18 protein-coding genes and 2 pseudogenes are annotated in these 22,367 nt (G+C 66.6%); 14 read left to right on the forward strand and 6 right to left on the reverse strand.

The annotated features are described in order from the left end of the window. Nucleotides 1-105: 105 nt before the first annotated feature. From ACH82I_RS09040 to ACH82I_RS09060, 5 genes and pseudogenes are all read left to right on the forward strand, one after another. Nucleotides 106-678 carry an HAD domain-containing protein gene (locus tag ACH82I_RS09040; protein WP_230748466.1) on the forward strand — a complete coding sequence of 191 codons (573 nt, stop codon included), beginning with the start codon at nucleotides 106-108 and terminating at the stop codon, nucleotides 676-678. Beyond that, a complete protein-coding gene (locus ACH82I_RS09045; RefSeq protein WP_413336728.1) occupies nucleotides 675-1,472 on the forward strand; it encodes a glutamate racemase in 798 nt (265 codons plus the stop codon). The genes ACH82I_RS09040 and ACH82I_RS09045 overlap by 4 nt, the downstream gene beginning before the upstream one ends. 99 nt (nucleotides 1,473-1,571) lie before the next feature. Then, nucleotides 1,572-2,168 carry an HdeD family acid-resistance protein gene (locus ACH82I_RS09050; protein WP_413336729.1) on the forward strand — a complete coding sequence of 199 codons (597 nt, stop codon included), beginning with the start codon at nucleotides 1,572-1,574 and terminating at the stop codon, nucleotides 2,166-2,168. 498 nt (nucleotides 2,169-2,666) lie between these two features. Then, nucleotides 2,667-3,389: pseudogene (erm, locus tag ACH82I_RS09055) on the forward strand (23S ribosomal RNA methyltransferase Erm); the annotation flags it as partial. A 655-nt stretch (nucleotides 3,390-4,044) separates the two neighbouring features. Next, nucleotides 4,045-5,547: an inorganic phosphate transporter gene (locus ACH82I_RS09060; RefSeq protein ID WP_413336730.1), complete on the forward strand. Its 1,503-nt coding sequence runs from the start codon at nucleotides 4,045-4,047 to the stop codon at nucleotides 5,545-5,547. Nucleotides 5,548-5,616: 69 nt separating this feature from the next. Here ACH82I_RS09060 and ACH82I_RS09065 read toward each other — a convergent pair whose 3' ends face one another. Continuing rightward, nucleotides 5,617-6,291, reverse strand: a complete 675-nt coding sequence (locus ACH82I_RS09065; protein ID WP_413336731.1) for a metal-dependent transcriptional regulator — start codon at nucleotides 6,289-6,291, stop codon at nucleotides 5,617-5,619. A 96-nt stretch (nucleotides 6,292-6,387) separates the two neighbouring features. Between ACH82I_RS09065 and ACH82I_RS09070 the strand changes: the two genes are divergently transcribed. Together ACH82I_RS09070 and ACH82I_RS09075 are read left to right on the forward strand one after the other, a co-directional pair. After that, entirely contained in the window at nucleotides 6,388-6,930 is a 543-nt protein-coding gene (locus ACH82I_RS09070; protein WP_413331991.1) for a hypothetical protein, read from the forward strand. A gap of 128 nt (nucleotides 6,931-7,058) precedes the next feature. After that, nucleotides 7,059-8,644: pseudogene (locus tag ACH82I_RS09075) on the forward strand (lipase maturation factor family protein). On the opposite strand, the gene ACH82I_RS09080 reads toward ACH82I_RS09075, so the two are convergent. Beyond that, a complete protein-coding gene (locus ACH82I_RS09080; RefSeq protein ID WP_413331993.1) occupies nucleotides 8,613-9,899 on the reverse strand; it encodes an Nramp family divalent metal transporter in 1,287 nt (428 codons plus the stop codon). The pseudogene ACH82I_RS09075 and the gene ACH82I_RS09080 overlap by 32 nt on opposite strands. Before the next feature lie 161 nt (nucleotides 9,900-10,060). Here ACH82I_RS09080 and ACH82I_RS09085 point away from each other — a divergent pair, with 161 nt between their 5' ends. From ACH82I_RS09085 to ACH82I_RS09110, 6 genes are all read left to right on the forward strand, one after another. Further along, nucleotides 10,061-10,777 carry a TetR/AcrR family transcriptional regulator gene (locus tag ACH82I_RS09085; protein ID WP_413331995.1) on the forward strand — a complete coding sequence of 239 codons (717 nt, stop codon included), beginning with the start codon at nucleotides 10,061-10,063 and terminating at the stop codon, nucleotides 10,775-10,777. Further along, a complete protein-coding gene (locus ACH82I_RS09090) occupies nucleotides 10,774-11,226 on the forward strand; it encodes a DoxX family protein (protein WP_413331996.1) in 453 nt (150 codons plus the stop codon). Before ACH82I_RS09085 ends, ACH82I_RS09090 begins: the two co-directional genes overlap by 4 nt. A gap of 166 nt (nucleotides 11,227-11,392) precedes the next feature. Further along, the gene (locus ACH82I_RS09095) at nucleotides 11,393-12,223 is read left to right on the forward strand and encodes a class I SAM-dependent methyltransferase (RefSeq protein WP_413331998.1); all 831 of its coding nucleotides are present in this window, start codon (nucleotides 11,393-11,395) and stop codon (nucleotides 12,221-12,223) included. Between the two features lie 150 nt (nucleotides 12,224-12,373). After that, nucleotides 12,374-12,886, forward strand: a complete 513-nt coding sequence (locus tag ACH82I_RS09100; RefSeq protein ID WP_413332000.1) for a hypothetical protein — start codon at nucleotides 12,374-12,376, stop codon at nucleotides 12,884-12,886. A gap of 154 nt (nucleotides 12,887-13,040) precedes the next feature. Next, complete coding sequence (locus tag ACH82I_RS09105) at nucleotides 13,041-14,663, forward strand: cryptochrome/photolyase family protein (protein ID WP_413332003.1); 1,623 nt, start codon at nucleotides 13,041-13,043, stop codon at nucleotides 14,661-14,663. 168 nt (nucleotides 14,664-14,831) lie between these two features. Next, nucleotides 14,832-16,220: a uracil-xanthine permease family protein gene (locus ACH82I_RS09110; protein ID WP_230748480.1), complete on the forward strand. Its 1,389-nt coding sequence runs from the start codon at nucleotides 14,832-14,834 to the stop codon at nucleotides 16,218-16,220. 98 nt (nucleotides 16,221-16,318) lie between these two features. Here the strand turns inward: ACH82I_RS09110 and ACH82I_RS09115 are convergent, their stop codons facing one another. The 3 genes from ACH82I_RS09115 to ACH82I_RS09125 all read right to left on the reverse strand — a co-directional run bounded on the left by ACH82I_RS09115 (nucleotide 16,319) and on the right by ACH82I_RS09125 (nucleotide 19,621). After that, nucleotides 16,319-17,344, reverse strand: a complete 1,026-nt coding sequence (locus tag ACH82I_RS09115; protein WP_230748481.1) for a LacI family DNA-binding transcriptional regulator — start codon at nucleotides 17,342-17,344, stop codon at nucleotides 16,319-16,321. Between the two features lie 97 nt (nucleotides 17,345-17,441). Beyond that, complete coding sequence (locus tag ACH82I_RS09120; protein ID WP_413332006.1) at nucleotides 17,442-18,152, reverse strand: sulfite exporter TauE/SafE family protein; 711 nt, start codon at nucleotides 18,150-18,152, stop codon at nucleotides 17,442-17,444. Then, nucleotides 18,149-19,621: an amidohydrolase family protein gene (locus ACH82I_RS09125; RefSeq protein WP_413332007.1), complete on the reverse strand. Its 1,473-nt coding sequence runs from the start codon at nucleotides 19,619-19,621 to the stop codon at nucleotides 18,149-18,151. Before ACH82I_RS09125 ends, ACH82I_RS09120 begins: the two co-directional genes overlap by 4 nt. A gap of 186 nt (nucleotides 19,622-19,807) precedes the next feature. Here ACH82I_RS09125 and ACH82I_RS09130 point away from each other — a divergent pair, with 186 nt between their 5' ends. Further along, complete coding sequence (locus ACH82I_RS09130; protein WP_413332009.1) at nucleotides 19,808-21,109, forward strand: methyltransferase domain-containing protein; 1,302 nt, start codon at nucleotides 19,808-19,810, stop codon at nucleotides 21,107-21,109. Between the two features lie 27 nt (nucleotides 21,110-21,136). On the opposite strand, the gene trpS is transcribed toward ACH82I_RS09130, so the two are convergent. Next, the gene (gene trpS, locus ACH82I_RS09135) at nucleotides 21,137-22,177 is read right to left on the reverse strand and encodes a tryptophan--tRNA ligase (RefSeq protein WP_413332011.1); all 1,041 of its coding nucleotides are present in this window, start codon (nucleotides 22,175-22,177) and stop codon (nucleotides 21,137-21,139) included. Nucleotides 22,178-22,367: the final 190 nt, after the last annotated feature.

The following is a 22,367-nucleotide window of genomic DNA, read 5'->3' on the forward strand; positions in this document are numbered from 1 at the left end:
ATGGTCGGAACGGCAGCAGACCTCGCCGTCCGCCGCCGGACTACTCCGACTGCGGACTGTTCCGACTTCAGACTATCCGGAACTCGACGCTCGCAGGAAGGAACGATGGCAGCTGCATCCCCGTCGCCGGTCTCGGCACGTCGGCAGGCTCGGCATGTCACCGTCTTCCTCGACGTCGACGGCGTCCTCAACTCCTACCCGGTGCCTCAGCTGCGACGGGTGGCCGAGGGCCGGAAGAAGCTGCAGGCCTGGAACTATGAGCTGCACTATCGGCCAGCCGTCGTCGAATTCTTCGACCGCCTCGTCGAGACCCACGAAGTCGACATCGTCTGGCTCTCGACCTGGTCACAGAGGTGCAAGACCGAACTCGAACCGAAGTTCGGTCTGCGGAACTCCTTCGACGTCATCGAGATGCCCGATGAGACCCACAACCGCTACGCCGACGATCCGCACCTGTGGTGGAAAGCCCGGGCCATGGAGGACTGGCTCGACTCGCACGACCACGGGCGGGCGATCTGGATCGACGACGACCTCGCAGCCCCGACGACGCGGCACTACTTCGAGGCGCGCTATTCGCCGAACAAACTCAAACTCATCGCCCCCGACTTCTCCCAGGGCCTGACCAGGGCACATCTGAAGGAGATCCGGGAGTTCGCCTACCCGAAAGAGGATTCATGACGCGCATCGGCCTGCTCGATTCCGGACTCGGACTCCTCGGCACCGCCGACGCACTCTTCCACCTGGCCCCGAGCGCCGACCTCGTGCTGGCCATGGATCCCGACTTCACTCCCTACGGCAACCTCAGTCCCGCCGAGCTCGAAGCCCGGGCCCTGAACTCGGCGGCCGTGCTCGCCGACTGGGAACCCGACGCCATCGTCATCGCCTGCAATACCGCCTCGGTGCAGGCGCTCGAGGCGGTGCGCGCCCGTTACGAGCCGCATATTCCCGTCATCGGAACCGTCCCGGCAGTGAAGATGGCCGCCGGCACCGGCCAGGACTTCGCGATCTGGGCGACCCCGGCGACGACAGGCAGCGCCTACCAGCAGAACCTCATCGACTCCTTCGCCGCCGATCTCACCGTGTCCAAGATCGCCTGCCCGGGCCTCGCCGAGGCGATCAACATCGCCGACATCCCCACCATCGACGCCGCAATCGATGCCGCCCTCGACCAGATGGATCCCGGCATGGAGACCGTGGTCCTCGGCTGCACCCATTACGGCCTCATAGCCGACCGGATCATGGCGGCCAGGGCCGGGGCGATCACCCTCTTCGACTCCCCCATCCCCGTGGCCAAGCAGACGCTGCGGCGGATCGGCATCGACGCCCGCGGGATCGGTCCCGACCATGCGGATACCGGGCAGGTCCTCGCCACCTTCGCCTCCGGTCGGCGCGTCCGCCTGCCGGCATCTCTCGCGGCCTACCCGGCCGGCAACCGCCTCCTCACTCGGGAGGCTGGACCAGGACGGTCCTGAACCCGACCCCACAGAAAGCTCCACACTGTCAATGACCCGGACCCATTCGGCGAGTCCGGTGTTCAGCGTCTTTCCAAACCTGATCGCTAAGCTTGGTGCATGGACCTCAAACGCACCGGCACGACCGTCATCGTCAACGGCATCATCGCCGCCCTCATGGGCGTGCTGATGCTGGCGTGGCCCGGTGCCACCGCCGAGGTGGTCGTGCGCATCTTCGCCTGCTGGCTCGCAGTCATCGGCCTCGCCTCCCTGATCTTCGCGCCGAAGGGCGGGAGGAGCGGTGCCCTCATCGTTCGCACGGTCCTGCTCGTCCTCCTCGGCGTGCTCATCTTCCTCACTCCGATGTTCTTCGCCGCATTCGTCACGATCCTCACCGGCTTCGCGGTCATGTTCTTCGGCTTCCTCGGCATCACGGTCTCCCTGTTCCTCCGCCGGATGGGCGTGCGCAGCTGGTGGGTGCTCACGGTCATCGGCGTCCTCGGCATCCTCCTCGGCGGCTTCTTCCTCTTCGCTCCGCAGGCCGGAATCACCGCACTCATCTACACGCTCGCGGTCTTCATCCTCATCGTCGGAGGCTCGCTCATCGCCCTCGGCTGGCGGCTGCGCAAGGCCGATCAGGCCATCCGGTCCGATCCTCATCGTCGCGGACCCGATGACGGCGGCGGCGATGTCATCAGCGGCGAGATCATCGAGTAATTCGCACCGATATCGGCCGAACCCTGGATCGCACACCCCACCCTGTGCTAGCTTGTTCGGCATGGGTACATTGAACAGCAGCGCAATGACTGCGCCTTGCTTCTACATCCGGCTTCGCCGCGCCTGACAGCGCGCTCGATTCGCCTACCGTGAGCCACCTCGGCGAACACTGACCGTCTGGTCTCACGGACTCTCACGCAAGCGCGTTGTCCTCCCGGAAAGCCATCGGCATCCGGGCGATGCGGCAATCGGCTGACTCTGCCCGATCGTCCAACCCCTGAACCGAGCCTGCTCCGCATGCTCACGGTCTGTGACGATCACCTCTGACTCACCATCATTGCGCTGCCTCGGGTGCCTCCATCTTCATTTCTGGAGCGCCATCCCATGCGACCCCATCCCACACGGACCAGTTCGAACCAGTCCCGCACGGCTCAACCCCGTGCGGCCCAAACCCGTTCCGCCCAGCCTCATTCCGCCCGATCCTATTCGCGGTTCGGCGGCCGTGAGGAACTCGGGCAGAACTTCCTCCGCTCACGCACCACGATCACCACGATCGCGAACCTTGCCCGCGCCACCGAGGGCCCCATCCTCGAGATCGGTCCCGGCGCAGGAGCAGTGACCAAGGAGCTGCACCGGCTACGGCGGCCGCTCACGCTCGTGGAACTCGACGAAACGAGGCTCGATCATCTTGAACAATCATTCCCGCGGGCACGGATCAGGCACGAAGACGCCCTGAGCACCCGGTTCGATCACCCGGTGATCGTCGGCAATCTGCCCTTCCACCTGACCACACCCATCCTGCGCAGGCTGCTCCGCACCGGCAGATGGCGCCACGCAATCCTGCTCACCCAATGGGAAGTCGCCCGCAAACGTGCCGGAATCGGCGGATCGACCATGCTGACCGCCCAATGGTCTCCCTGGTTCGACTTCCGCCTCATCGAACGCGTACCGGCCCACGCGTTCACACCGAAACCCAGCGTCGACGGTGGGATCCTCACCATCGATCGCTGTTCACCGGGGCTGATCCCGCATCGGCTCCGGTCGGATTATCAGCAGTTCGTCCACTCGGTCTTCACCGGCCGTGGGCGAGGGATGAAAGGAATCCTGTCGACGATGAGCATCACCGACAAGCAGCACCTGCACACGACCATGGACCGCAACGACGTTAGAGGAGACACCTTGCCCCGCGACCTCACACCCCAGCAGTGGACCGGACTGTACACCGAGCTCACCAGCGACAACACCACATCGAAGAAGGGAACGACCATGCGAAACAGTAAGAATCAGAAGAGCGACACCCCCAAGAAGAACCCCGCCAAGGCGGCCGGGGTCTTCCCCGCCACCGATGTTCCCGAGAAGCCGGTGATCACCGGCGAACTGCCGATCATCGGCGCCGAGGAATCGGTGGAGAAGCTCACGGCCCCGATCCCCGGCCTCGACGCCAAGGCGAAGGGCCATGACAAGGGCAACCTCCAAGCCGAACGCGGCTTCATGCCCCAGCATCAGAAGCCGCAGCAGCCCCAGCCGAGGTGGAATCTGCCCAGACGACAAGGCTGAGCCGACTGCACCCGTGGGCTGCACCCCCGCAAGGACACGTGGGCACTGCTACATCGTGCCCACGTGTCCATCATCACAGCCCGATCCCCGGTGCCTGAGCGCAGCAGACACCACCCCGGCCAGCCTCGCCGTATACCAGCTGACCTGGAATTTCACGTAAACCGCCAGCGAACTGCAGCAAATGTGCATCCAGATTTCCTTGCCGCCAGAACATTCATTCACCCGCCGTTCACCTTGCTCGTAACCTTCAGGTCATTCGGCCTGAGAACCATGGAAGGAGACCGAGACCTCGCTCCACGTCCCCAGCAAGGAGATCCGAATGACCCAGGTTCTGGCCCCGGAAAGGTTCTCTCCGGCGCGCGCCGTCGGCCGCAGCAATGATCGTCTCTGGCACCTCGCGTTCGGCGTCCTGCTCGCCATCACCCTCATCGCCTTCACCCTGTGGTCCTTCGACTTCGTCGGTCGAGATGCGCCGCGCATGGTACTGATCACGACGATCCTCTTCGGTGCGTTCATGGCGTTCAACATCGGCGGCAACGATGTGGCGAACTCCTTCGGCACCTCGGTGGGCGCGGGCACACTGACGATGAAGCAGGCGCTTCTCGTCGCAGCTGTTTTCGAGGTCAGCGGCGCCCTGCTCGCCGGAGGCGAGGTCACCGACACTGTCAAGAGCGGCATCGTCGACCTCGGCGCTGTCGCACTCAACCCGATGGATTTCGCCTTCATCATGATGGCCGCTCTCCTCGGCGCCGCAGTCTGGCTGCTGCTGGCGACCCGGATGGGCTGGCCCGTTTCGACCACGCACTCGATCATCGGCGGAATCATCGGAGCTTCCCTGACCATCGGCTTTGTCACTGGCACCGGCTCAATGGCCATGGTTCAATGGTCCGAGGTCGGCCAGATTGCGATCTCCTGGGTCCTCTCCCCCGTGCTCGGCGGCCTCGTCGCCTTCCTCATCTACGGAGCGATCAAGAAGTACGTACTCGGCAGCGCTCTGTCCCACACGCTCAAGCCGCACATGCTGGTGACGACCCCGAGCACCGGCCACGCCACCGACCCTGATTCCGGGGCCGATGACCGGACCACGCGCCCGAGCGGAACCGACATCGGAACGCACTCGGCACTGCAGCGCTGGGTTCCACTCATCGCCGCCGCCGGGGCCGTGATCATCACCGCGATGCTCCTGTTCAAGGGTCTGAAGAACCTCGACATGGGCGTGAGCACCTTCGGCGGCGTCCTCGTCATGGCGATGATCGGCATAGCAGTGTGGATGGCTGTCTTCGTGTTCGCCAAGACCCTGCGCAAGCAGACTGTGCCCAGGGCGACCTACATCTTGTTCTCCTGGATGCAAGTATTCACGGCCTCGGCCTTCGCCTTCAGCCACGGATCCAATGACATCGCCAACGCGATCGGACCCTTCGCAGCGGTCCTCGACGTGCTCCGGACCGACAGCATCAGCGCCGAGGCGAACGTCCCGTTCGCGGCAATGCTCACGTGTGGAATCGCACTCATCGCGGGACTGTGGTTCATCGGCCGCAAGGTCATCTCCACCGTCGGGACAAAACTCACGGAGATCCACCCGGCTTCCGGATTCGCCGCCGAGCTCGCTGCCGCGGCCGTTGTCATGGCGGCCTCGATCAGTGGACTTCCCGTTTCGTCGACACATATCCTCATCGGTGCGATCATCGGCGTCGGACTCGTCAATCGCTCGGCGAACTGGCAGCTGATGAAGCCGATCGCCATGGCCTGGGTGATCACCCTGCCCGCCGCTGCGACCATCGGTGCCGCAGGTGTCCTCTGCCTCCGCGCACTGCTCGGCTGACGCGCGCTCAATCGGCGTCGAACGACTCACCCAGAACTGCGGAAGCGTCGCCCCTTCCGTGCCCGGTGCTCAGAGGCCAGGCGTCCGCCGTCGCAGGTAGACCGCCGTGGCGAACTCTCGCCTCACCGAGTGCATCCGACCGTCGACGACCACCGTCACAGCGGAATCCTCTCCATCGCTGACCTCCACGCGCGAACCTGGCACAATATTCGCCTCGGCGAGGTGAGGGAGCACCTCGGGATCGGCGTCGGAGACACGTAGGACATCGTAGGATCCCGGTGTCGCCTCGGCGAGCAGCAACGACGCATCATGGGACTCGACTCGCCCGTCGGGCCCCGGGATCGGGTCACCGTGCGGGTCGACAGCGGGTCGCCCGAGGAAGTCATCGATGCGGTCGATGAGCCGGTCGGAGACGGCGTGTTCGAGGGACTCGGCCTCACCGTGGACTTCGTCCCAGCCGTAGCCGAGCGACTCGACGAGGAAGGTCTCGATCAGCCGATGCCGACGGACCATCGACAGAGCGAGAATCTCCCCTTCGGAGGTGAGAACTGGAGGCTTGTAGGGGACCCGAGCGACGAGTCCGAGTTCGTCGAGGCGCTTGAGGACCTCGGTGACATTGGCCTTCGTGGTCCCGAAGCGGTTCGCCAGCTCGGTCGCGGTCATCGGCGTCCCGCCCCATTCCTGGGCTGACCAGATCACTTTGAGATAGTCCTGGCTGACCTCGGACACTTCGCCTGCACGCATGAGTTCAGTATTCCATGGACGATCAGACACAGATGTTGCCAAACGATTACCTGGCATCCGATGCGTCACCGAGGCGACCCTGCCAGAATCACAGACATGACCCCCCACCCCCTTCCATCCGATTCGGATCCCCCGACCGGCGAATCCGACTTCGGTCGACCGGCGACGGCATGGCCTGAGAAGCTCGGCAGTGCCTTGCTCGACTTCGTTCGGTCGACTCTGCTCACGTTCCGCCGCAATGCGGAAACACGTCAGATAGGGGCCCGAGGACCAGCGCCGCGCCGACCGACAGGCCTTCGGGCCGGGCTCCGGCCGTCGGCCTCGACCAACCTGTTCCAGCCACGCGAGATCGAGTACGCGCGACTGCAGAGCCTGCCTCCTTCCGACTCAGACCTGCTCATCCTCACCGATCTGCGGATCATGCGCGTGCGCACCGATGCCGAGGGTGCCGTCGTTCAGCTCTCTCAAGCCGCTCTGCGGCAGGTCGTGATCGCTCGTGCAGAGGACACTCACGGTCATGCGTGTGTAGGCATCGAATTCCACGTCGGTTCGTCGATGCGTCTCGAGAGGACGACTCCGGCCGAGGCGCGACGTTTCATCACCGCCGTCACCGAGGTGGTCGACCGGCTGCGAACCTGACCACGGTACCCGGCCCGGTGGGATGAGGTGATGGTCCGCCGTCAGCGACGATCGCTTCCGTCTGATTGCGCCATGGTCGCCGGTCCGCCATAGTCGAAGCAGGGTCCCACCGCACAGGGAGGTCGACCATGGACTTCGATACGATCACCCAGCTGTTGAGCGCCGGCGACTACACGATCGCCCGTGAGGTGCTCCAACGCGGCTTCGGCCTGCTCTTCCTCATCGCCTTTCTCTCCGCGTTCAACCAATTCCCGGCCCTCCTCGGCGAGCGCGGCCTGACCCCGGCCCCAAGTTTCATTGCCCGCACCACCGCCGCCCAGGCACCGAGCCTCTTCCGCTGGGCACGGTTTGCCTACACCGACCGCAGGCTGCGCCTCGTCTGCGTCCTCGGCATGATCCTCGCCGCCGCCGTCGTCATCGGACTCCCACAGCTGGGCCCGGTGTGGACACCGGTTCCCGTGTTCCTGGCAATGTGGGGCCTCTATCTCTCGATCTCGTCGATCGGGCAGCGCTTCTACGGCTTCGGCTGGGAGTCACTGCTCCTCGAGGGCGGATTCCTCGTCGGCTTCCTCGGCTCCCACGAGGCGGCTCCCCCGCTGCTGATGATCCTCCTCCTGCGGTGGTTCGTCGTCCGTGTCGAGTTCGGGGCGGGCATGATCAAAATGCGCGGGGACTCCTCCTGGCGCGATCTCACCGCCATGGACTACCACCACCAGACTCAGCCGATGCCGGGCCCGCTCAGCCGCCTGGCCCACCTCATGCCCTGGTGGTGGCACCGCGGCGAGACCCTGGGCAGCCACATCGTCCAGCTCGCGGCCCCCTGGCTGCTCTTCCTCCCGCAGCCCATCGCCTCCTTCGCTGCGGTCGCGATCATCATCACCCAACTCGCGCTCGTCGTTTCGGGCAACTATGCCTGGCTGAACTGGGCGACGATCATCCTCGCCGTCTCCGGGATGAGTGATTCCTTCTTCCGGTGGATCAGCGGCGGGCCGTTCCCCGAATGGGGCTGGCAATCGATTATCGACCGACCCACAGGCGCCGATGCGGGAACCGGGTCATCCGGCACCGAGGTCGCCGCGGGCTCCGGCGGAGACCTGAGCGCCGCGGCGGGCGCGTCGCCGCTGTGGTGGCCCATCCTCGTCGCCGTGTTCGTCGTCTGGCAGTGCTGGCTGAACATCCCGGCCCTGCGCAACCTCTTCTCCTCCCACCAGCTGATGAACGCGAGCTTCAACCGGTGGGGTCTCGGCAATGCCTACGGTGCCTTCGGGTCGATGACCGAGACCCGCGAGGAGATCATCATCGAAGGCACCCTCGACCCCGAGGGTGCGGCCGGCTGGAAGGAGTACGAGTTCAAAGGCAAACCGGGCGATGTCACCCGCCGCGGACCGATCGTCGCGCCCTACCATCTGCGGCTGGATTGGCTGATGTGGTTCGCCGCGCTCGGCGACTGTCGACAGGCCTGGTTCTCCCGCCTGCTCGAGAAGATCGGCTCCGGCGATCCGCAGATCCGCCGACTCATGGGCCGCGACCCCTTCGCCGGTCGGGCCCAGCGCTCATCCGCGTCCGGGTCTTCACCTACCGCTACGCCACCGCCGACGAACGCCGCGAAGCCGCTGCCGCCGGTCGGCCCCGCCCGTGGTGGGTGCGATCGGACCCGCGGACGCTGCTGCCACCGACGTCCGCTACTCGACGCCGAGGGCCAGGAGCACGATGAGGACGACGTTGAGGGCGATGATGAGCGCCGAGGCGGCCACCGCGGCAACCGTGATCCACCGGCCGTTCGCGTACTGACCCATCACCGCGCGGCTGGTGGTGAGCTTGACCAGGGGGATCATCGCGAACGGGATGCCGAGGCTGAGCACGACCTGGCTGAGCACGAGCGACCACGTGGGGTCGGCGCCGATGCCGAGCACGATGAGCGCGGGGATCATCGTCACCGCCCGCTGCCACACGATCGGGATGTTCACGCGCAGCAGTCCCTGCATAATCGAGGCCCCGGCGTAGGAGCCGACCGCGCTCGAGGCCAGGCCCGAGGCGAGGAGTCCGATGCCGAAGAAGAGACCGACGACCTCACCGAGGTTGGCCGTGACCACCGCATGGGCGCCCTCGATCGTGTCGGTGCCGTCCTGACCGCGCAGCGAGGCGGCGGCGAGCAGCAGCATCGCGATGTTAACCGACCCGGCGATGACGAGGGAGAGCACGACGTCCCAGCGGCTGGCCCGCAGCAGCTGCGGGATCGAGGCCCGCGGCGATCTGCCGTGGCGGTCGACGGACAGCGCCGAGTGCAGGTAGATCGCGTGGGGCATGACAGTGGCGCCGAGCATGCTCGCGGCGAGCACCACCGAGTTCGTGCCTTCGAGCCTCGGCACGATTCCACCCGCGGCTTGCCCCCAGTTCACATCCCCGACGAACAGGCCCGCGAGAAATCCAATGGCGATGATCGCCAGCAGGGCGATGATGACGGTCTCGAAGGGACGCTGACCGCGCGTGGACTGGATCGAGAGCAGGAACAGGGAGACGACTCCGACGATGACGCCGCCGAGGAGCAGCGGCAGGTCGAAGAGGATCTTCAGGGCGATGGCTCCGCCGATGACCTCGGCGAGGTCGGTGGCGATGGCGACGATCTCGGCCTGCCCCCAGTACGCCAGGCGCGACCGCCGGCTCAGCCGTTTGCCGAGGATGCCGGGCAGGGACTGGCCGGAGACGAGGCCGAGCTTCGAGGACAGGTATTGGACGAGCACCGCGATGAGGTTCGCGGCCACGAGCACCCACACCAGCAGGTATCCGTATTCGGCTCCGGCCGTGAGGTTGGCCGCGACATTGCCTGGGTCGACATAGGCGATGGCGGCGACGAAGGCGGGGCCGAGCAGCGCGATCGTCGGGATCTTCCGCTTGGCAGGTTTGCCGGTGGACCTCGCCGAGGCGGCACTGATGCCGGATGGAGCTGCTGCGGAGGGTTTGCGCGTCATAGAGTTAAGGTACATTAACTTTCTCTGGCGGGCAAAACTTCTTGGATTCTCGCGCGGCAGATATCGACCGCACCTCCGCTCTCCCGCGCCGACTCGCCTCCACTGCCCGCACTCTCTGCTCACCCCTGGTCGCTGAACACGGAAAGGCATACGATTCGATCATGGTCAGTGAACATGTTCAGTCACGGTCGTCGCGACGGCTGCGCACCGAGGAGAAGATCATCTCCGCGGCCGCTGCGCTCTTCCTCGAGCACGGATACCGGGCGACGACCGTGCGGTCAATCGCCCAGTCCGCCGAGGTGTCGGTCGGCCGGGTGATGTCGACCGGCGACAAGGACGTCCTCCTCGTCCGCTGCTTCGACCGCTGGATCGGCCAGCTCCAATCCGGGACCTATGCTGCCCCGGCGAAGACGAAATCGCGGGCGGACGCCGAGGCCGCGGCCGCCTCGGCGGGGACGGTCCTCGACGGGACCGACTCAGGCGGAACTGACTCGGCCCGAACCACCTCGGCGGGACCGCGCTCCGGCGAACGGCCGTCGGCGGTGCAGTCCCACCTGCTCGGCATCTTCTTGCCGTTCCTCGAATTCTTCGCCGCCCACGAGGACCTCTCCCGTGACTATGCTGCGGCACTGATGCGGGTGCGCGGGAAGCCGGAGGTCTTCGACAGCCTCGCCCTCGACCTGCAGGAGCAGCTCGTGTCGAGCCTGACCTCGATCGGCATCGGCGAGGACTACGCTCGGACGAGCGCCTCGGCGCTCTACGACTCCTACCTCGGGATCCTCTTCCGGTGGGCCGCGAGCACAATGTCCCTGGACGAGGCGATCCATGCGCTGCTCGGCATCATCGCCTTCCACACTCGCTTCGGAGGGCCCCGATGACGCTGTTGTCCGAGGCGCTGCCGTTGGGGTCGCTGCCGTTGGGGTCGCTGCCGTTGGGGTCGCTGCCGTTGGGGTCGATGCCGTTGGGGTCGATGCTTCTGCCGGATCCCGTCTGGCCGGTCGTCGTCATGGCCGTCATCGTCTTCGGCGACGGCCTGACGACCTTCCGGCCACCCAGGGCCATCGCCGCGTGCCTCGACGGGGTCGAGCTGCCGCGCGACTGGTGGTGGGTGCTCGCAGTCGTGAAGTTCCTGGCCACGGCCGGGCTGATGATCGGGATCTGGGTGCCGGGAGTCGGACTCTCGGCGGTGGTCGGACTCATCGTCTACTTCCTCACCGCAGCAGCAGCGCATGTGCGGGCTCGCTACATCGGCCGGGATCTGTGGATCAACTGTCTCGGGCTGCTCACGCTCAACGTGCTCATCCTCATCTTCTGCTTCCTTCTCTGAAAGCGCGCGCCGGCCCATCCGTGACGTGCCGACCGAATCTGCGATTCCTCCTTCATTCGGCCGCGCGCCTGGGTTAGGCTCGAAGCAACGGTCCGGCCGCTGCCTCAGTGGACACGTCCGCAGGCATCGTCTCCGCGGCCGCCGCGCCAGACGGAGGAGTGTGCTCATGCCCGAATTCGCCGACAGCAGCCGCGCACGCGCCGAGACCCCGGCCGAACGGCACTCGCGCTGGAGCTGGATCCACGACACCGCAGCGATGACCGGCTGGGACTTCTCTGCCCTCTCTGATCGCCTCCACGCCGATGACCCGCCCTGGGACTTCGATCTGCTGTGCCGCAGGGCCATGCTCGAGTCGACGAACTGCCTCGACATGGGTACCGGCGGCGGCGAACGACTGATCCGCCTCATTCGCGCACTCCGCGCGTCTACGGGCTCCGACTCCGATGCGATTCCGCTCATCCACGCGACCGAGGGCTGGGAGGACAACCTTCCGGTGGCTACCTCGGCGCTCAAGGAGTTCGGCGTCGAGGTCAGTGAGTACGACAGCGAAGCCGGGGATCGCCTGCCATGGGACGACGGCGAACTCGATCTCGTGATGAATCGTCATGAGAGCTATGACATCGCCGAGGTGGTGCGTGTGCTCGCACCCGGCGGCATCTTCCTCACCCAACAGGTCGACAGCACCGAGGCGGCCGAGTTCCGGGACTGGTTCGGCGGCGAGCCCGATTCCGACATCCAGCTCGACCTGTGCATCGACGAGGCCGAACGATACGGACTCACCATCGATGCCGCCCGCCGCTGGCAGGGAACGATGAAGTTCACCGACGTCGAGGCGGTGCTCGAATACCTCGCCTACATCCCCTGGGACGTGCCCGGATTCACCGTCAAGGACAACCTCGGCGCCCTTGAACGCCTGGCCGCGAAATCAGGGCCGATCACCGTGACGCAGAAGCGGTTCCTGCTCGCTACCACCAAAGGGGATACCGCCAAGGGGTGAGGCTGCGCCCGAGCCTGAGACGGGACCGTGGGCCGCGACTGGGCGGCGAGGCCCTAGGCTGGGAACCTGGGACGAAGGTGAGGATTTCCTGACCCCGGTCATCGGGTACCCGCATGTATCGGGGGTGCAGCGCCGACTAGCGTCGAAGACATGACCTCGCCGAACTTCATGTACCCCCAGCCCACCGATGACGAACTCGCCTCGCAACAGCCCGGGTCGACTGGAGCGCCGAGCGCCCCTGGAGGGGAGCCGCACTCCGATTATGGAGGGCCGAGTCCGCAGCAGGCCGCGCTGCATCAGCAGACACACCCACTGGTCGAGAAGTCACCTCGCCTCGGCGTCGTCGCCCTCACCCTCTCGATCATCGCGGCGAGCGTCTCACTCGTCGCTTCGATCGTCCTCGCCCTCACGGTCGGCCCCGCCGAGGCGGCATCCGGCTACTACTTCACCGACATTCCCGAATGGATGCAGACTCTGTCGATCGGACTCCTCGGGCTTCAGGGACTGCTCACCGGACTCGGCATCGCCGGTCTGATCACCGGAATCATCGCGACGGTGACGGCCCGCGGACGCACTCAGGGAATCATCGCCACGGCGGTGGCAGTGCTCGCACCCCTCGTCTCCTTCGGTGTCTTCGTCACCATGAGCTTCGCCGCGGCCTGAGGCACACGGACTGCGGCACCCGCCTTAAGGCACCCAGGCTGCGGCACTCCCCCACCAAAGACGCACTCCCCCACCGGCGGTGCACCCTCGCACCCCAACCAATCGGCACCTCCCCGAATGAGATCGTTCGCCTGGCTAATGACATACTGCAGTCATGAGCACTGAGCAGATCACTCTCCTCTGGTTCCGCGATGACCTGCGGGTCACCGACCACCCCGCGCTGACCGCTGCGCGCGCCGACGGCGATGTCGTCGCCCTATGGATCCGCGAGTCCCGCGACGAGGACGGTCTCGGCCCGCGTCCGCTCGGCGAAGCCGCGAGCTGGTGGGCCCACGAATCCCTGCAGGAACTGCACTCCGCCCTGACCGAACTCGGCATCCCTCTCCTCTTCGCCGCAGGTCAGGCGGCCACCATCGTTCCGACTCTCGCCCGCAGCCTCGGCGCCGAAGCGGTGCGCTGGTCGCGCCGATACGCCCCTCGTTCGCGTGAGCTCGACAGCCGCATCAAGACGGAGTTGAACGATGCCGGCATCGCGGCGCACAGCCATCCCGGCCACCTTCTCGTCGAGCCCTGGCAGGTCGCTCCCGCCTCGGCGAGCGATCATTATCAGGTCTTCACCCCATTCTGGAAGGCCGCCCGGGAGTTGCCGGTCGAGGCACCGCTGCCGAGGGTCGAACCGCAGCAGCCCGGGAAGGACCTGCGCGAGAGGATCGACAGCGTCCTCGCCGATCACGCGCCGGACGACAGCGCTTCCGGCGACCGCGCACCAGACGGTCGTCCGTCCACCGCCGGCGCGAAACACGGGGCCGACATGTTGAGCGCCGAGGTGGCCGACCTCGGCCTCCTCGACCGCGCGGTTCCTGCCAGCGGAGCCGTCCCCGAGATCGACAGCCGAACCTCCGCGTCCCCCAGACCCGCCTGGTGGGAGACGACCCTTGCCCGCCATTGGGCACCCGGGTGCACCTCTGCCCAGGCAGCGCTCGAGAGCCTCGGCGCGGGCATCGCCGACTACGGAACGGAACGCGATCTTCCCGGTCGAGCCGAAGGAACCTCGCAGATGTCGCCGCGACTGCGCTTCGGAGAGATCTCTCCACGGCAGCTCTTCGCCGAGGTGGGGGCGATGGCCGAGGCCGCCGATGACGACCGTGAGGCGTGGGTTCGGCAACTGTACTGGCGGGAGTTCTCATGGCACCTGACCTTCCATCTGCCCGATCTCGACTGGCAGCCGATCCGGTCCGAATTCGCGAGCTTCCCCTATCAGCGTGACCCCGAGACGCTGCGGGCGTGGCAGCGCGGGCGCACCGGGATCGCCCTGGTCGACGCGGGCATGCGGCAGCTGTGGGAGACCGGATGGATGCACAATCGGGTGCGGATGGTCACCGCGAGTCTGCTGACGAAGAATCTGCTTCAGCCCTGGCAACTCGGGGAGCAGTGGTTCTGGAACACCCTCGTCGACGCCGACGAGGCGAACAATCCGGTGTCCTGGCAGTGGGTGGCCGGCTGCGGCGCCGACGCCTCGCCGTTCTTCCGGATCTTCAACCCCGAACGCCAGCGCGAGCGCTTCGATCCCGACGGTGAGTATGTGCGGCAGTGGGGTCGCGGGGCCGGCTCGGACGGCGATGGTGCGGACGGTGACGGAGTCGGTGCGGACGGTGACGGCACCCAAAGCGACGGCACGGACACCGATGGCGACGGCGCAGGCCTCGCCCCGATCGTCGACCTCGGCGAATCCCGACTCGAGGCCCTCGACGCCTACGAGGCGATGAAGAACGCCTGACGCACCACCTCGGCGAGGTCCGTGCTCAGGCCCGGACGATGACGACGTCATGTCCATTCCGCGAACTCACCCTTGACAGTCACTGTGACGCAGGGCACGATTGAACAAATCGATTTGGCCGCTGTATTGTCAACGCCGACAGCCACCACCGCCTGAGGAGAATGGTCCGTGACCGCATCACCCGAACCCACCGAGGACGTCCACCCGGTCGACCGCCTCCGCCCGATGCACACCCTGATTCCGTTCGCGATCCAGCACGTCCTCGTCATGGTCGCCACTCCGATCTCCTCGGTCTTCCTCATCGGCACCGCGCTCGACCTGTCCGAGGAGGTCACCTCGGCGGTGCTGTCGGCGGTCTTCGTCTTCTCCGGCCTCGGATCGATCCTCCAATCGGTCGGCGCCTGGAAGATCGGCGTCCGCTTGCCGTTCGTCATGCTGCCGGGCGGCGCGGCGACGATTCTGTTCATCACCATCGCCCAGGGCACAGACCTCGCAACCGCCGTGGGAGCGGTGCTGCTGACCGGCGTTTTCTACATCCTCGCGGTCACCCTCTTCGTCAAGGTCCTCAAATTCTTCCCGCCCCTGGTCATCGGCATCATGGTCATCGTCATCGGCGTCAACCTCGTCCAAGTCACCGGCAAGCTGATCGTCGGCGAAGCGGATGCGGAGAACTTCGGGGACCCGCAGAACCTGCTCCTGGGCGCGGTCACCATCATCATCACGGTGCTCGCATTCAGGTTCCTCAGCGGCATGCTCGGCAAGCTCTCGATCGCCATCGGCCTCGTCGGCGGGACCATCGTCGGCGCCTGCATGGGAGCCACGAGCTTCTCCGCGCAGGCGGCCGGCCCACTGCTCGCCGCCCCCACGCTCTTCCCCTTCGGCGCCCCGAAATTCGACCTCATCGCCGCCATTCCGATGCTCCTGTGGGCCCTGGCCTCGATGGCCGAGGCCACCGGCCAGACGATCATCAACGGCGAGATCGTCGGGAAGAAGGTCGAACCCAGCCGCGCAGTCCCCCGCCTGATCCGAGCCGATGGACTGACCACGATCATCGGCGGCTTCTTCGGGACTCCGGCGATGGTGACCAGCGGAGAGAACGTCGGCATCGTCCGCGCCTCGGGAGTCCGCAGCCGCTACGTCACCGCCTTCGCCGGCGTCCTCCTCATCCTCATCGGCATCAGCCCGCTGGCGAGGATCCTCAACGGCATCCCGCCGGCCGTGGTCGGCGGGACCGCGGTGGTGGTGTTCGCCATCATCGCCGTGCTCGGCATCCAGATGCTCGCCAAGGTCGATTTCAACCAGACCGGCAATCTCATCACCGCCACCGTCGGCCTCGCGGCAGGGCTGTTGCCGGTGCTCATCCCCGGCATGTACTCCCAGCTCTCACCCAACGCCGCCTCCCTGCTCGGCAGCGGCGTCGCCATGGCCGCATTCGTCTCCGTGCTGCTCAACCTGCTCTTCCACCACACGGGCAGACGCAACCGCCACCCGAAGAGTCGGACCCCGATCGATGATCCCAGCGGTTTGGCGCAGCGTCCCGGCGACTACCGGATCTGACCCGCGCCGAGGTGGTGCGCCGAGGCGGGTGTCATGGCCGAGGTGGCCGGCCTCGCCGAGGTGGCTGAACCTCGCCGAGGTGGTGCGCCGTTGCGTGCTCAGGCCGTCGGGCCTGCCGTGGATTCCCTGATCACCAGGCTCGGTGCAGTCGATTCCGACTCGCTCGAGTCGGGCTCATCTGTTCCATCGAGGATCGTCAGGAGTCGTTCGACGGCCTGCCTGGAGACCTCGTCAAGGCCCAGGTCGACGGCGGTCAGCGGTGGAACACTGGTCCGGGCGCGAAGACCGTCGTACCTGGTGGCCACGAGCAGATCCCGACCGATGACCCGCCCCGCCTCGGTACCGGCACGCACCGCACCGGTGGCGAAGGTGTCGATGGGAATGATGAGCGCGTCGGTCTCGGGACGGTCCGTGAGAAGCGTCTGTGCCGCCCGGTAGCCTGCGTCTTCGCCGTCGGTCTCGTCCGCCTCGGCGATGGCGGGGTCGAAACCATGCTTCGCCGCCGCGTCCAGGTAGACCTCCCGGGCCGCGCGCTGTGACCTGCGTTCACTCGTCCCGATGATCAGCCCGGGCCGCGCAGCGCCGCGCTCGAGCATGTGCTCGACCAGAACCTCTGCTGTCTGCTCATGATGGAGATCCACGCTGCGGTCGCTCGCGGGACCGTCGATCGTGACGAAGGGGATGCCGCGCTGGTTCAGGGCGGCGGCGATGGGGTCATCGGCGGCGGGTTCGAGGAGGATGGCACCGTCGATGTCGAGTCGATCGACCGGATTGGCTTCGGCCTCCGGGGGCGCGAGGACGAACACGTAGCCCTTGAGCAGGGCCGTTCTCGCACACCCCATCGCCAGCTCCGTGAAGAAGCCCAACTGCGACGGTCCGGCCGAGACGGCCGACGGCATCGAGGACAGCAGAGCCAGCGCCTGGGAGCGGCCGGAGCGCAGGCCTCGGGCGCGCACGCTGGGTCGGTAGTTCAGCCGCTCGGCCACGGTCCTGACCCGGTCGCGCGTCTGCTCATTGACCTTGCCGAGACCGTTGAGAGCGTGGGACACCGTCGTGCGGGAGACACCGGCCTCCCGCGCCACGTCGGCGATGGTGGCGCGACGCGAACCCCTCGGTGAACTCATGGATTCAGCCTAATGGATCGGCGGGTCGGACCCGGGCCGGGCAGAGATTCGGGCACACGCGCACGATCCCGAGGAACCGCCTCGGCGGGGTCCGCATTCAGGCCTGGACGATGACGACGGCCCCGGAGACGATCGCGAAGCCGAGCACGATGTAGCGCAGCATCGGTCCGTCGAGGCGATGATGGACGTAGCGGGAGAGGAACGATCCGACGGCGAGGAACGGAAGCATCGTGAGCGTGAAGAGCAGCACCGGGCCGGTCACCTGGCCGCTGATGGCGAGCACGATGATCGAGATGACTTCGCCGACGAGGAAGCACACCGCGACCGTGGAGCGCAGCTCCGGGCCGGGACTGTGCTGGTAGGCCAGGGCGTAGGGCGGCCCACCCACCCCGGTGGAGGTCTCGGTGACGCCGGTGATGAGGCCGACGATCGTCAGCGCCGAGCGGTTCGGTGAGAACTTCGGGGCCAGCAGGGCGATGACCGCGGCGATGAGGGTCGACCAGCCGATGAGCAGGGAGAGCTGGTGGAGGTTGACGATGACGAGGATCCAGAGCCCGAAGAAGGTGCCGGCGAAGCGTCCGACGCTGATCCACTTCACCCCGTGCCAGTCGATGTCCTTGCGTTCTCTGGCGGCGACGTAGAAGTTGAGCGGGATCATCAGCACCAGCAGCATCACCGGGATCAGGCTGGGGTCGATGAAGCTGACCACCGGGGCCGTGATCATGGCGAAGCCCATCCCGGTCGACCCCTGCACGAATGCGGAGAGCAGGACGGTGATGCCGACGATGGAGAAGGCGAGGAGCGTCATGCCCTGCGCCCACCGAGGTGGCTCTCAGGGTGCTCGCCCATCCACGTCGCCCGGTGCGTCGTCGCAGACGGGTCGATGCGAGTGATCGGCGAGTCCGCGACCACGCGTGTCGAGACCTCGCGGGCACGTTCGAGGAAGGCGGACCCGTCCCAGTCGATGGGCCAGCCGTTCTCCAGACGCAGCCTGCCGCCGACGATGACCGCTTCGATCTGATCCCGGTTGGCGATGCGCACCAGCTCCCAGGGAAGGTCCCAGGAGGGAACGAACTCGGGGGTCGCGATGTCGACGACGAGCAGGTCGGCATGGGCGCCGGCGGTGATCTCGCCGATCTGGCCGGCCAGTCCGACGGCGTCGGCTCCCCCGCGCAGACCCTGTTCGAGCCAGGTCCAGCCGCCGCCGCTCGAGGAGTCGCCGGCGGTGAGTCCCGCGGTCAGACGCTGGGCGGTCTCGGCGGCGTCGAGGAGGCGGAAGGCATCGGAGCGGGTTCCGTCGGTGCCGAGGCCCAGGCGGATTCCGAGCTCGTGCATGAGGTGGGCCGGGGCCACGGCGTTGCCCTTCCATGAGCTGGCCACCGGGTTGTAGGCGACGGCGCCGCCGGATTCCTGCAGCAGTCGGATCTCGCGCGGGGTGAGCAGTGTGGCGTGGGCTGCGAGGAGTTCCGGGCCCAGTGCGCCGAGGCGGTGCAGCCGCTCCAGCGGCCGTTCCCCGTTCGCGACGAGGGAGCGTTCGACGGCGGAGAGGTGTTCGTTGAGGTGAGTCTGGAAGGTCACTCCGGCGTCGCGGGCAAGCGAGGTGACCGCGACGAGTGCCTCGTCGGAGGCGACCTCGGGGATGGAGACAGCCAGGGAGGGATGGACGAGCTCCTCAGCATTCCACCTGTTCAGGTGGTGTTCGGCGGCGGTGACCACCTCGGCGAGGTCTGCGGTGCGCGCTCCTCCGCCGAGGTCGTTGCAGATCACCCCGAGCACGCAGCGCAGACCGACATCGGCGGTGACGTCGGAGATCGCGGAGACGTCGACGCTGGCTCGGGTTCCGGCATCGGCAGCGGTGGTGAAGCCGCCGCGCAGAGACTCCCAGGCGGCGAGTCGGGTGGCGACCTCGATGGCCTCGGCGTCCATGTTCGACTCCATCGGCACCCACACGCGCTGGAAGATCTCCGAGGGTTCGCCGAAGACGAGGGACTTGCCGAAGGACTGCGTGAGGTGGTGGTGGGAGTCGATGAAGCCGGGCATGAGGAGTCGTCCGGGCAGGTCGATGCGGGTGAAGCCGGCAGTGGGTCGCGGGGGGCGGCTGCCGGGTTCGGCCTGCTCGGATTCGGCCCGCGCAGTCACCTCGGCGAGCGGTCCGACTGCGACGATGCGCCCCTCGGTGACGAGGACCGCGTGGTCGCGCTGCGGACCTTCGGGCAGGAGGACCTGTTCGGGGGCGAGCAGAGTCGGACTCTGATGCAGGTCACGCAGCTCGGTCATGTCATCCTTTGCGATCGGGGATCCGGTGGTGCGGTCCTTCGGTGATGCGTCCTTGTGGTGCCGGACCCCTGTGGGGGCAATCCTGCCACCCTCGCCGGAACTCGAGCGAACCACATTTGCCAAATCGATTTGGCCCTATCCAGTCTACGGTCCGCGACCCCTCCGGTCAACGAGTAAAATGGTCCCATGACCACGTTGCCCCTCACCCCCGCCTCGGCGGATTCCGGGCACCTGGACTGCCACTATTTCACTGCCGGGCTGTGCCGCTCCTGCGCTCTCCTCGAGACGCCGCATCGGCAGCAGATCAGCGAGAAGGAGGCGTGGTGTCGCGAGGTGCTCGCCGCCCGCGCCCCTGCTACCTGGCTGCCCGCCGCGTTCGGCCCTGACCATGATTTCCGCAATCGCGCGAAGCTCGCCGTCGGCGGCGAGGCCGGTGCGGTGACGCTGGGCATTCTCGACCAGGACTTCCACGGCGTCGATCTGCGCGAATGCGGGATCCAAGCACCGGCCATCCGCGCCGTCATTCCGATCATTGCCGAGCTCCTCGATGACACCGGACTCGAGCCCTATGACGTGGGTGCTCGCCGAGGTGAGCTGAAGTTCGTCCACGTCACTGCCGCACCGTCGGGGGATCTGATGATTCGGTTCGTCGTGCGCTCCCAGTTCGGGCTCGAGGTGCTGCAGTCACGGCGTGCCCGACTGCTCGCGGCGATCCCGGCGGCGACCGTGGTCTCGGTGAATCTGCTGCCCGAGCACAAGGCCGCCCTCGAAGGCAGCCGCGAGATCGTGCTGCACGGCGATTCGCTGCGGATGAATCTCGACCGGGTCGATCTGCATCTGCGGCCGCAGTCCTTCTTCCAGACGAACACCGAGGTGGCCATCGCCCTCTACAACCAGGTCGCCGATTGGGTGGACACGGTTGCGCCGGCGACGCTGTGGGACCTCTACTGCGGGGTCGGCGGGTTTGCGCTCTACTGTGCGGGAGGGGTCGGAAGCGCGCACGGCCCGGGTGCGGTCACCAGAGCCGACGTCCACGGTGGACGATCACGACTGGTCACCGGGGTCGAGCTGACCGAGCAGGCGATCGAATCGGCGAAGGTCAGCGCCGGCGAGCTGGGGCTCGGCGGGTTCGAATCCGACGGAGCAGTTAGCGTCGGAGCACGCGACCACATCGATGACGCCCGGTCAACGACTTCCGTCGAGTTCCTCGCCGACGATGCCACGGAGTTCGCCGAGGCGAAGTTGGCCACCGGCGTTCGCCCGGACTGCGTGATCGTCAATCCGCCTCGGCGAGGGATCGGGGCCCGACTGTCGACCGCACTCGAGGATTCCGGTGTCGATCACATCGTGTATTCGAGCTGCAATCCGCTCACCTTGGCCAAGGATCTCGACCGGATGCCGAGCTACACGGTGGAGCAGGCGCGCGTGTTCGACATGTTCCCCCACACGAAGCACCTCGAGGTGGCCGTGCTGCTGCGGCGACGGTGAAACCGCTCGCGTGAGCCTTCGCGGTTCTCAGTACCTCATCCCCATCGCCTCGCGCACCTCGGCCAGAGTCGCCTCGGCGATCGCGTTGGCTCGGTCGTTTCCGTCCGCGAGCACCTTCCGAACTGCTTCCGGGTCGGCTTCCAACTCCCGACGTCGCGCCCGATGTCTCGCAAGGAAGTCGTTGACTGCCTCGCTGGTCCGGGCTTTGAGTGTGCCGGCCCCGGCATCTCCGACCTCCTCGGCGATCGCCTCCGGTTCGCTCCCCTCGCACAGCGCCGCCGTCGTCAGCAGCGCCGAGACTCCGGGGCGGGTTGCCGGGTCGAAGGTGATCCGCCGCTCCGAATCGGTTCGGGTCTTGCGGATCACCGCGGCCGTCTCGTCCGCGGTCATTCCCAAGGAGATCGCATTGCCGTAGCTCTTCGACATCTTCCGTCCGTCGAGTCCGGGCAGCTCAGGAGTCGTCGTCAGCATCGCTTCGGGCTCCGGGAAGACGTGATCGTAACGATCGTTGAACCGCCGGGCGATCGTGCGGGTGATTTCAACGTGCGGCAGATTGTCTTTGCCGACGGGCACCAGATCGCCCTTGCAGAAGAGGATGTCCGCGGCCTGATGGACGGGGTAGGTGAGCAGCAGACCGCTGAGCGGTCGGTCGGAGGCGTCGAGTTCGGCCTTGACCGTGGGATTGCGGCGCAATTCGCTGTCGGTGACGAGACTGAGGAAGGGGAGCATCAGCTGGTTGAGCGCGGGGATGGCTGAATGTGTGAAGATCGTCGTCTTCGCCGGGTCGATCCCGGCGGCGAGATAGTCGAGAATCGCCTGGTGGACGTTCCCACGCACATCCGCCGAGGTGGCCCTGTCCGTGATGACCTGATAGTCGGCAAGGACGATGAAGGTTTCGATCCCGCGATTCTGCAGGCTGACCCGTTCGAGGATCGAGCCGAACAGGTGGCCGAGGTGGAGCATTCCGGTGGGCCGTTCTCCGGTGAGCATCCGGAATCTCTGAGGTCGCGCCTCGACGTCGGCGCGGATCTGCGGCATGCGTTCGAGTGTGGCGGTGTAGGAATCCATGTGGTTCTCCTTGTGCGGTGCGTGCGGTGAGAATTGCACGGGTCGCACGGAGAGATCCCACAGGTGTCGCGGGCTGCCATGCAGCCCGCGGGTATGCGTCAGACGGCTGCGAGTTGAGGCAGCCACCACCAGTTGAGTCCGGAATTGCGCATGGTCTCAGTGTAATCCTGCGGCCGGCGGGTGGTGGCGA

It is taken from the genome of Brevibacterium sp. GP-SGM9, assembly GCF_047300845.1.
Classification (GTDB): Bacteria; Actinomycetota; Actinomycetes; order Actinomycetales; family Brevibacteriaceae; genus Brevibacterium.

Coding starts and splice junctions, on each gene's coding strand:
- ACH82I_RS09040 (WP_230748466.1), top strand. CDS start 106: ATGGCAGCTGCATCCCCGTCGCCGGTCTCGGCACGTCGGCAGGCTCGG.
- ACH82I_RS09045 (WP_413336728.1), top strand. CDS start 675: ATGACGCGCATCGGCCTGCTCGATTCCGGACTCGGACTCCTCGGCACC.
- ACH82I_RS09050 (WP_413336729.1), top strand. CDS start 1,572: ATGGACCTCAAACGCACCGGCACGACCGTCATCGTCAACGGCATCATC.
- ACH82I_RS09060 (WP_413336730.1), top strand. CDS start 4,045: ATGACCCAGGTTCTGGCCCCGGAAAGGTTCTCTCCGGCGCGCGCCGTC.
- ACH82I_RS09065 (WP_413336731.1), bottom strand. CDS start 6,291: ATGCGTGCAGGCGAAGTGTCCGAGGTCAGCCAGGACTATCTCAAAGTG.
- ACH82I_RS09070 (WP_413331991.1), top strand. CDS start 6,388: ATGACCCCCCACCCCCTTCCATCCGATTCGGATCCCCCGACCGGCGAA.
- ACH82I_RS09080 (WP_413331993.1), bottom strand. CDS start 9,899: ATGACGCGCAAACCCTCCGCAGCAGCTCCATCCGGCATCAGTGCCGCC.
- ACH82I_RS09085 (WP_413331995.1), top strand. CDS start 10,061: ATGGTCAGTGAACATGTTCAGTCACGGTCGTCGCGACGGCTGCGCACC.
- ACH82I_RS09090 (WP_413331996.1), top strand. CDS start 10,774: ATGACGCTGTTGTCCGAGGCGCTGCCGTTGGGGTCGCTGCCGTTGGGG.
- ACH82I_RS09095 (WP_413331998.1), top strand. CDS start 11,393: ATGCCCGAATTCGCCGACAGCAGCCGCGCACGCGCCGAGACCCCGGCC.
- ACH82I_RS09100 (WP_413332000.1), top strand. CDS start 12,374: ATGACCTCGCCGAACTTCATGTACCCCCAGCCCACCGATGACGAACTC.
- ACH82I_RS09105 (WP_413332003.1), top strand. CDS start 13,041: ATGAGCACTGAGCAGATCACTCTCCTCTGGTTCCGCGATGACCTGCGG.
- ACH82I_RS09115 (WP_230748481.1), bottom strand. CDS start 17,344: ATGAGTTCACCGAGGGGTTCGCGTCGCGCCACCATCGCCGACGTGGCG.
- ACH82I_RS09120 (WP_413332006.1), bottom strand. CDS start 18,152: ATGACGCTCCTCGCCTTCTCCATCGTCGGCATCACCGTCCTGCTCTCC.
- ACH82I_RS09125 (WP_413332007.1), bottom strand. CDS start 19,621: ATGACCGAGCTGCGTGACCTGCATCAGAGTCCGACTCTGCTCGCCCCC.
- ACH82I_RS09130 (WP_413332009.1), top strand. CDS start 19,808: ATGACCACGTTGCCCCTCACCCCCGCCTCGGCGGATTCCGGGCACCTG.
- trpS (WP_413332011.1), bottom strand. CDS start 22,177: ATGGATTCCTACACCGCCACACTCGAACGCATGCCGCAGATCCGCGCC.